The organism is Skermanella sp., from assembly GCF_059503625.1.
In genome coordinates this window covers 1-9,814 of the sequence record NZ_JCACHA010000772.1, presented here as the reverse complement: position 1 = coordinate 9,814, position 9,814 = coordinate 1, and the positions used below count along the sequence as shown (strand labels likewise).

The following is a 9,814-nucleotide window of genomic DNA, read 5'->3' as shown; positions in this document are numbered from 1 at the left end:
AACCCAGGTCGAACTGGCGGCCCACGGCCATACGATCATCGAGGTCAGGAAGGAGCAGGGCGTCTGGCGGGTGGTCGAGAACAGCCCCTATGCCCGCCGCATCACGATGAACACGGCCTGCCGGATCTCAGGCCCCGCGGCGGGGCACGACCGGATGAAGACCAACGCCGATCCGACCGGCACCAAGGTCTTCGGCGTGCTCAACAACTGCGCCGGCGGCAAGACGCCCTGGGGCACGATCATGATCTCGGAAGAGAACTTCAACGGCTACTTCGGCGGCGGCGATCCCGCGAACATGCCCGAGGCCGCCAACTACAAGCGCTACGGCATCTCCGCCAAGTCCCGCTACTGGTGGCGCGAGAGCGTGGACCGCTTCGACCTCGCGAAGGAGCCGAACGAACCCAACCGCTTCGGCTGGATGACCGAATACGACCCCTACGACGCGTCCTCGACCCCGGTCAAGCGGACGGCGCTCGGCCGCTTCAAGCATGAGGGCGCAACCAGCATCGTCAACAAGGACGGCCGCGTCGTCTTCTACTCCGGCGACGACGAGCGGTTCGACTATCTCTACCGATTCGTCACGGCCGGACGCTACGACCCGGCGGACCGGGCGGCCAACCGCGACCTGCTGGACAGCGGCACCCTCTACGCCGCCAAGTTCAACGGCGACGGCTCCCTGGAATGGCTGCCGCTGGTCCATGGGCAGGGACCGCTGACGGCGGCCAACGGCTTCAAGTCGCAGGCGGACGTGCTGATCGAGACGCGGCGCGCGGCGGATATGGTCGGCGCAACGCCGATGGACAGGCCGGAAGACGTGGAGCCCAATCCGGTCAACGGCCGGGTCTACGTCATGCTGACCAACAATACGCAGCGGAAGGACAGCCAAGTCGATGCCGTCAATCCCCGCGCCGCGAACCGCCACGGCCAGATCGTCGAGCTGATCCCGCCGGGCGGTGAGGGTCCCCAGGCCGATCATGCCGCCGACCGCTACACCTGGACCCATGTGCTGCTGGCCGGCAACCCGGCCAAGGCGGAGGACAAGGCGGTCTACCATCCGGCGACCGACGTCTGGCTGTCGTCGCCCGACAACTGCGCCTTCGATCCGCGCGGCCGCCTGTGGATCTCGACCGACCAGGGAGAGGCGCAGACCAAGAACGGCATTCCGGACGGGATGTATGCCTGCGACCTTACGGGCCCCGGCCGGGCGCTGGTGAAGTTCTTCTTCGCCTGCCCGATCGGGGCGGAGATGTGCGGACCCGAGTTCACCCCCGACGGCAAGACCCTGTTCGTCGCGGTCCAGCATCCGTCGGAGGTTGTTGGCGCCACCGTCGAGAAACCGGCCACCCGCTGGCCGGACTTCAAGGATGGGATGCCGCCACGGCCATCGGTGGTGGTGATCACCAAGCAGGACGGCGGCGAGATCGGCGCCTGATCGGGGACGCGCCGCGCCCGTGGGAGCGGCGCGTCCCCCTCCCCCGTTATACCAACGGCCCTGAAGCTCAACCCGCGATTGGCTCTGCACAGAGATTTCGATGATTTGGCGACGATGTAGACACGGCTTCCAGCCGCGTTGTGCGCGGATACGCGCACCCTCCATCGCGATACGTCGATGCTTGCCTCAAAATCGAAGGCTGGTGGAGCGAACGCGGCTGGAAGCCGCGTCTACGTTCTTCCGGCGGAGATTCGGGAGGCCGCGGGTATCAGCCCCTCACCCGGACGCTCAGGACACCGGTGCCGGAGGCTTCCAGGGTGAGCGCGGTCAGGTCCTTCACCCAATTCTCCGCCGCCAGCGCGTCCGGGCCGAGATGCGTGGCGAGCACAATGACGTGGGCGCCGGCGGCATGGCCGGCCTTGAAACCGGCCGGGGCGTCTTCCAGGACGAGCGTGTCGTGGGGATCGAAGCCAAGCTCGCGCGCGGCACGGATATAGCCGGCCGGGTCCGGCTTGCCGGCAAGGACATCCTCGGCGGTGATCAGGATGCAGGGCATCGGCAAACCGACCAGTTCCAGGCGAGCTTCGGCCATGGGACGGGTGGCCGACGTCACGATGGCCCAGCGGTCCGGCGGGAGTGCCGCCACCAATGCCTTGGCGCCGGGCACCGCGACGATGCCGTCGGTATCCAGCGTCATCTGCCCTTCGACGACGGCGGTTTCGGCAATGGGATCGACGCCGGCGGGCGCGAACTCCTCGATCGTTTCGATCGTACGGCGGCCATGGCAAACCCGGAGGATGGCTTCGGCGTCGACACCGTAGCGCGCGGCCCAGGCCCGCCATGTCCGCTCGACGACCGCCGTGGTATCGACCAGGGTTCCGTCCAGGTCGAACAGGACGGCGTCGCACCGGATCAGCGCTTCTTCAATCAGGGGCATCTATTTGGCTCATGGGGACGGAAAACAGGAACCGGAACATCATCGGTAATGGACGTTCCGGAAAGATGTTCCCCCTACCGGCGCCGGCTGTATCGGCATCCGGATTCACTTGACGTGGATGCGCATGACGATGTCCTGGTCGTGGTTACCGAACTGCTTGCCGAAGATGTTGACGCCGCCGGGCCGCTGCGCGCCCTCGTCGATGCCGACGCGGAGGCGGATCGAGTGGTGATCGAGCAGGCCCAACTGGCCGAGCGTGACGTCGGAGGCCCTGGCGCCGTTGACGCTGGTTCCCTTGCCGGAAACGACCCAGGTCGTCAGGTGGCCGTACTGCGATCCTTCCAATTTCCACCAGCGCGGCGTCAGCCGGCCGCGCTTGTCGCCGTAGTCGCCCGGCGACGTCCAGGTCCCGACCTTGACGTCGTTGACCCAGATGCTGATGTCGGACGGCCAATCGGCGTTGGTGCCGGGCACCTCGGATGACAGCTCCATCGTGAACTCGATCGCCTCGACCTCGGCGTTCAGCACACGCGCGTTGTTGGGGAACTTGTATTCGACATGGCCGCGCCAGAACCAGAGCAGCGACGCCTTCATCCGGCTGGGGTCCAGGAAGAAGTCGGGCACGTCGAGCAGCCCGATCACCCCTTCCGACGAACACAGCCCGCAAGGGGCCGTGACGCTGCAACTGGTGTAGAGACCGATCGGCATCGCGACTTCGATCAGGTTCGTCTTCTGCTGGAGCGGCGGATCGTCGAACCGCACCAGGATCTCGCCGTAGCGGGCATAGCAGATCTTCTGCCTGCCCTTGTTGGCCTTCATCGCCTGTGTTTCTATCAGGCCGCAGGCTTCCAGCGTCTGGACGTTGGTGGCGACGGTCGATTGCGGCAGGTCGAGCGCTTCGCTGATCTCGTTGACGTTCAGCGGTCCCCGGTGGCGGAGCAGGCGCAGGATCATCATCCGGGGCATCGACGCCAGCGCCTTGACGATTTCGACGTCCCGGTCCGGGCTGATGCTCAGGATGTCGCTGCTGACAGAGGGTTGGTCGTTCACATCGAACTCCGCGTTGATTGCAGGACCATATCAATAATTTCGATACAAATCCACGTCCTGCCGATCAGTTTTGCGCTGCACAATGGATTCTGCCGATCCATTATATCGTAAATTCTGATATATATAGAGTTTTCTGTTGACGACTGTCCAGAACGGGATTAGCGTTCGAACCAATCAGAACATAAGAAACAAGCGAACCCATCGCTGAAAGAAGGGGAGGAACATGCCCGCTCTCAGAACGACGATTCTCAGAAAAGCCGCGTGCGCCGCCATAGCATTGCTGCTGGGGACGGCAGCCTATGTCCCGTCCGCCGCCGAGGCCCAGGACATCATTTCCAGCCTGCCAAGGAAAGAAACGCTGATCCTTGAGAATCCCGAAGGGACGATCAAGAACGCCGGCTGGTTCAACATCTGGGCCATCAATGCCGGCGGCCAGTATACCGGCCTCCAGCAGTTGGCGATGGATACGCTGTGGTACATCGATCCGGAAAAGGGCCTCGAAGGACCGATCGATAACTCGCTGGCAGCTGAAGCGCCCAAGTATAACGCCGATTTCACAGAGATGACGGTGAAATTGCGGCCCGGCATCTTCTGGAGCGACGGCGTCGAATTCACGGCGGACGACGTCGTCTACACCGTCGAAACGCAGATGAAGAACACCGGCATGCGCTGGGGGCCGATCCTGTCGCTCAACGTCGACAGCGTTTCGTCACCCGACCCGCAGACCGTCGTCTTCAAGCTGAAGCGGCCGAACTCCCGTTTCCACGCGCTGTTCACGGTGCGCTTCAACGCCATCTGGATCATGCCGAAGCACGTCTTCGAAAAAGCGCCCGATCCGATGCGGTTCGACTTCAACAAGCCGGTCTCGCTCGGCGCCTATGCGCTGCACAGCTTCGATCCCGAGGGCAAGTGGTTCATCTGGCAGCGCCGCGACGACTGGCAGCGCACCACGCTGGGCCGGTTCGGCGAACCGGGACCGAAATACGCCGTCTATGTCGATGGCGGCCCGCCGGACAAGCGCGTGATAGCGCAGATGAACCACAACATGGACATCGTCCATGACGTGGCGCCGGAAGGCATGTTCACCCTGGCAAAGCAGTCCAAGTCGTCGCGCGGCTGGTTCAAGGACTTCCCCTACGCCCATCCCGACCCGACGCTGCCGGCCCTGCTGTTCAACCTCCAGCGCGCCGATTTCCAGAGCAAGGACGTGCGCTGGGCGCTGGCGCTGCTGATCGACATCAAGGCCGTCTCGATGGCCTCGTACCGGGGGGCGGCGACCATCTCGGCCATCGGCATCCCGCCGACCGGCACGCACCCCGACGACTACCACATCCCGATGCAGGACTGGCTCAAGGGCTTCGAGCTGGATACCGGCAAGCAGAAGATCAAGCCCTACGACCCGACCGTCGGCAAGCAGATCGCCGACATGCTGCGCCCTTCCATGAAGGAGCAGATCCCGACTGACCAGAAGGCGATCGACAAGTCGTTCGGCATGGGCTGGTGGAAGCCCAACCCGCAGGCGGCGCAGGAGCTTCTCCAGAAGGCAGGCTTCACCAAGCGCGGCAGCAGCTGGTACACGCCCGAAGGCAAGCCCTTCTCGATCCGCGTCATGGTCGAGGGCGAATCCCGTCCCGTCATCACCCGCGCCGGCACCATGATCGCCCAGCAGTGGCGTCAGTTCGGCATCGACGCCAAGACGGAACTGGCCCAGGGCACCATGCTCGACCGCCGCAACGCCGGCGACTTCGACACCCTGATAAGCTGGAGCGTCGAGAGCTACGGCGGCCATCCGGATCTGGCCTATTTCCTCGACAGCTGGCACTCGCAATACGTGATGCCCGCCGGCAAGCCGCAGGCTCCGCGCAACTACATGCGCTGGTCGTCGCCGGAACTGGACGGCATCATCGAGAAGATCCGGGGCGTTGGGTTCGACGATCCGCGCTCGATCGAACTCGGCCGCGACTACGTCAAGCTGGCGGTGCAGGAAATGCCGACGATCCCGCTGATGGCCTACAACGTCTTCGTGGCGATGGACGACACCTACTGGACCGGGTATCCGACGGCGGAGGACCCCTATGCCAACCCGGTGCCGAACTGGGGCAACTCGCGGTACATGATGGTGCGTTTGAAGCCTCGGGGCGAATAGGCGGAGTGACGCACCGCCCGCAAAGCCACTGATTTGGCGCGTTCCAACCCAGCACTCCGGCGATAGTCTTCCACTTTTCCGTCATACCAAGACTTGATCTTGGTATCTCCTTTCAGGAGATGAGAGGATGGCATCTGGACTTCGGGTTGAAGTCCTCACGTCAGCTTTCGCCGGGAGATGCCAAGATCAAGTCTTGGCATGACGGTGGAGCGAAGGAAAATACCCGCGTGACGCTTAGGAACGCTTTAAGTCAGCGTCTAAGGATCAAGTCCGGAACTCCGCCCAAGACCCCGGAAAACCGACGCCAAGCATCAGGGATCGCTCCCATGAAAACCTACGCCGCCTATCTGGCGAAGCGTCTGCTGCAATTCGTGCTGGTCGTCTTCATCGGCATCAACCTGACCTACGTGATCTCCCACGCCACCCCGATCGACCCGGTCGAGCAGACGATCTCCGCCCTGACCTCCTTCGGCAACACCAGTCCCGAAGCGATCGAGACGATGCGGGAGTCGCTCCGCGAACTCTACGGCATGTCCGGCACCCCGGTGGAACAGTACCTATCGTTCTGGAGCCGGATCGTCGTCGGCGATTTCGGACCGTCGCTGTCGGCCTTCCCGACCCCGGTATCGGAGCTGATCCTGCGGGCTCTCCCCTGGACCATCGGCCTGCTGGTGGTGGCGACGGTGCTGGCCTGGCTGCTCGGCAACCTGCTGGGCGGGCTGGCGGGATACTACAGGAAGAACAGGCTGCTGAAGGCGATGGGTCTGGTCGCCATGGGGCTGCACCCGATGCCCTACTACGTCGTCGCCTTCGTGCTGCTGGTCGTGTTCGGCTTCATGTGGCCGGTGCTGCCGATCAGCGGCGGCTCCGGCATCGGGGTCGATCGGGGTTTCAGCCTCGACTTCGTCTACAGCGTCTTCCTCCACTCCCTGCTGCCGGCGCTGTCGCTGGTGCTGGTCGGTTTGGGCGGCTGGTTCCTCGGCATGCGGGCGCTGGTCTCCAACATCGTGACGGAGGACTACGTGGTCTACGCCGAACTGGGCGGCGTGGACCGCCGGCGCATCCTCGGTTCCTACGTGATGCGGAACGCCCTGGTGCCGCAGGTCACCGGCCTCGCGATGTCGCTCGGCGCGATCTTTACCGGCGCCATCATCACCGAGGAAGTCTTCGGCTATCCCGGCATCGGCTCGCTGCTGGTCGATGCGGTCCATGCCGGCGACTACAGCCTCGTGCTGGGCATCACCTCGGTCTCCATCGTCGCGGTGTCGCTGGCCGTGCTGGTCATCGACCTGCTCTACCCGCTCCTCGATCCCCGCGTGCAGGTGGAATGACGCCATGCTCAAGATCTTTCGCGACCTCCTGCGCTTCAATCTGGAATTCGCCATCGGCACGCTGATCGTCTCGATCATCGTCGGGCTGTCGGTGCTGTCGTTCTTCTCCCCCTACCCACCCGAGGACATCTACGTCGTGGCGCCCGACGTGCCGCCGTCGTGGGAGTACTGGCTGGGCACCACGTCGCGCGGCCAGGACGTGTTCTGGCAGATGACGGCGGCGCTGCGGAACACGCTACTGTTCGGCATCGCGGTGGCGGCGATCAGCCGGGTCATCTCGCTGACCATCGGGCTGGTGTCGGGCTACATGGGCGGCATGACCGACCGGGTGCTGATGTCGATCAACGACACCTTCATCATCATCCCACTGTTCCCGATCCTGGTGCTGTTCTACTTCGTGATGCGCGACAGCATGTCGTGGGCGCTGCTGGCGCTGATCATGGCGGCACTCGGCTGGGCCTACGACGCCCGCCTGATCCGCTCCGTCGCGATGAGCCTGCGGACCCGCGAGTTCACCTCGCAGTGCATCTTCTCCGGCATGAGCCCGCGCCAGATCATGACGCGGGAGCACTTGCCCTACGTGCTGCCGATCGTGTTCTCGACCACGCTCAACAACATGAACTGGTCGATCGGCATGGAAGTGACCCTGTCGGTCCTGGGCTTCACCGATATCAACACCCCGACCATCGGCAGCATGCTGTACTGGGCCAACCAGCACACAGCATTGGTGGCGGGCGTCTGGTGGTGGATCGCGTGGCCGGTGATCGCCGTGATGATGCTGTTCATCGGCCTCTACCTGCTGGCGACCGCGCTGAACGAATACATCGATCCCCGCAGCCGGCTCAGCCGGATGGGAGGTGCCGCATGACGCTCCACCAGATCAATAACCATCTCAACCCGGTGCCGGAAACGGCTCCCGCATCACCGGCGCTGCGCGTCGACGGGCTGCGCGCCTACTACCAGACGCGCTGGTTCGGCATCACCCGCGAGGTGCGGGCGGTGGACGACATCACGCTCCGGATCGAGCACGACGAGATCTACGGCATCGCCGGAGAATCCTCCTCCGGCAAAAGCTCCCTCATCAAGACGATCGCAGGCGCGATCCGGCCACCGCTCAACGTCGTCAGCGGCTCGGTCAACTTCGACTTCGGGACGCGCAAGGTCGATCTCTACGCGCTGAAGCCGGAAGAGCGCACCGCGATCCGGTGGAAGCACCTCGCCTATATCATGCAGGGCTCGATGAGCGTGCTGAACCCGCTGCGGCGGGTGCGGCAGAGCTTCATCGATTTCGCCTTCCGGCACATGGGGCTGCCCATGCCGGCCTTCCTCAGGGCGGTCGAGGAGCATCTGCTCAAGCTGCATCTTCAGCCCGGCGTCCTGGACTCCTATCCGCACGAGCTGTCCGGCGGCATGCGCCAGCGCGTCGTGATAGCGCTGGCGACCGTCTGCCGCCCCGGCTTCATCATCGCGGACGAGCCGACCACGGCGCTGGATGTCGTCGTCCAGAAGAGCGTGCTGACGATGATCCGGGAGGTCCAGCGCGAGATGCGGGCCTCCATCCTGTTCGTCACCCACGACATGGCCGTCCACGCCAACCTGACCGACCGGCTGGGCATCATGTATGCCGGACGGCTGGTGGAAGAGGGCCGCACCCGCGATCTCTTCCGCAATCCGCGCCACCCCTACACCGTCCACCTGATCCGCAGCCTGCCCCGGATCGGCGACGCCGAGCCGCGCAAGGGACTGGAAGGCACGCCACCCAACCTTGCCGACCCGCCGCCGGGCTGCCGCTTCCACCCGCGCTGTCCGATCGCCATGGAGGTCTGCCGGGTCGTGGTTCCGCCCATGCAGTCGCTGGGAGGCGGGCATCGCGTCGCCTGCCACGCCGTAACCGGGGGGACCGTACAATGAGCGGGGCGGACACGGCACTTCTCGACGTGCGGGGCGTCAGCCGCAGTTTCTGGACCGGCGGGCTGCTGTCGCGGCGGCGGATCGATGCGGTCAAGGACGTCAGCTTCACCCTGACCGACGCGCGGCCGGAAATCTTCACGATCATCGGCGAGTCCGGCAGCGGCAAGTCCACGCTGGCCCGCATGATCCTGAACGGGATGCACCCGACCGGCGGAAGCATCGCCTTCGGCGGCGAGGACCTGACGGCCATCAGGAAGACGCGCGACCGGATGCGCTTCATGAGCCGGGTCCAGCCGATCTTCCAGAACCCGTTCGAAAGCTTCAACCCGCTGAGCAAGGTCGACCGCTACCTGACCATGACCGCCCGGAACTTCACCGAAGCGCGGTCGCAGGCGGAGACGGAGGCGGCATCCGACCGGGCGCTGCGCAAGGTCGGGCTGTCGCTGGCGGAGGTCAAGGACCGCTTCCCGCACGAGCTGTCCGGTGGCCAGCTTCAGCGCATCGCCATCGCCCGCGCCCTGATCCCCGGCCCCCGGCTGATCGTGGCGGACGAGCCGGTGTCGATGGTCGACGCCTCCCTCCGGGTCGCCATCGTCAACCTGTTCAAGGACCTGCGCGACGAGCTGAAGGTCTCGATCATCTACATCACCCACGACCTTGCGACCGCCTACTACATCAGCGACCGCATCATCATCATGCAGAAGGGCGAAGTGGTGGAAAGCGGCGACGCCCGCGCCGTGCTGGACAATCCGCAGCACCCCTACTCGATCCTGCTGAAGAACTCCGTACTCTCGCCCGACGTGCCCGATGACGACGAGCCCCAAACCACCAATCGGGACCCCATCGAGCGGGGCCACGCCGCCCGCTCCTACTGACACCCAAATCACCTTTCAGAGAATGCCTCGCTTCGTAGGTCGGTCTAGAGCGAAGCGGCAGCCGACAAGCAGGCGCGTCGGTGTCGGCTGCCGCTTCGCTCTAGACCGACCTACGGCAGGAGCACCTTCACC

Annotated in this window: 8 protein-coding genes; 6 read left to right on the top strand and 2 right to left on the bottom strand. The window is 64.6% G+C overall.

Annotated features, from left to right (window positions below):
- A partial coding sequence (locus AC5JJ6_RS26990) for a PhoX family protein (protein WP_496045034.1) occupies nt 1-1,432 on the top strand: 1,432 nt, incomplete at its 5' end.
- Nucleotides 1,433-1,700: 268 nt separating this feature from the next.
- Here the strand turns inward: AC5JJ6_RS26990 and AC5JJ6_RS26985 are convergent.
- Together AC5JJ6_RS26985 and AC5JJ6_RS26980 are read right to left on the bottom strand one after the other, a co-directional pair.
- Complete coding sequence (locus AC5JJ6_RS26985; protein ID WP_496045033.1) at nt 1,701-2,369, bottom strand: HAD-IA family hydrolase; 669 nt, start codon at nt 2,367-2,369, stop codon at nt 1,701-1,703.
- 105 nt (nt 2,370-2,474) lie between these two features.
- Nucleotides 2,475-3,419 (bottom strand): ArsR/SmtB family transcription factor, encoded by a 945-nt coding sequence (locus AC5JJ6_RS26980; RefSeq protein WP_496045032.1) that lies wholly within the window; start codon nt 3,417-3,419, stop codon nt 2,475-2,477.
- 223 nt (nt 3,420-3,642) lie between these two features.
- On the opposite strand from AC5JJ6_RS26980, the gene AC5JJ6_RS26975 reads away from it, so the two are divergent.
- From AC5JJ6_RS26975 to AC5JJ6_RS26955, 5 genes are all read left to right on the top strand, one after another.
- Entirely contained in the window at nt 3,643-5,565 is a 1,923-nt protein-coding gene (locus tag AC5JJ6_RS26975) for an ABC transporter substrate-binding protein (protein ID WP_496045031.1), read from the top strand.
- A 326-nt stretch (nt 5,566-5,891) separates the two neighbouring features.
- On the top strand, nt 5,892-6,896 hold the full coding sequence (locus AC5JJ6_RS26970; RefSeq protein WP_496045030.1) for an ABC transporter permease: 1,005 nt from the start codon (nt 5,892-5,894) through the stop codon (nt 6,894-6,896).
- A 4-nt stretch (nt 6,897-6,900) separates the two neighbouring features.
- A complete protein-coding gene (locus AC5JJ6_RS26965) occupies nt 6,901-7,764 on the top strand; it encodes an ABC transporter permease (protein ID WP_429642330.1) in 864 nt (287 codons plus the stop codon).
- Nucleotides 7,761-8,807, top strand: coding sequence for an ABC transporter ATP-binding protein (locus AC5JJ6_RS26960; RefSeq protein WP_496045029.1), 1,047 nt, complete (start codon nt 7,761-7,763; stop codon nt 8,805-8,807). The genes AC5JJ6_RS26965 and AC5JJ6_RS26960 overlap by 4 nt, the downstream gene beginning before the upstream one ends.
- The gene (locus AC5JJ6_RS26955) at nt 8,804-9,682 is read left to right on the top strand and encodes an ABC transporter ATP-binding protein (protein ID WP_496045028.1); all 879 of its coding nucleotides are present in this window, start codon (nt 8,804-8,806) and stop codon (nt 9,680-9,682) included. Before AC5JJ6_RS26960 ends, AC5JJ6_RS26955 begins: the two co-directional genes overlap by 4 nt.
- The last annotated feature ends 132 nt before the right edge of the window (nt 9,683-9,814 follow it).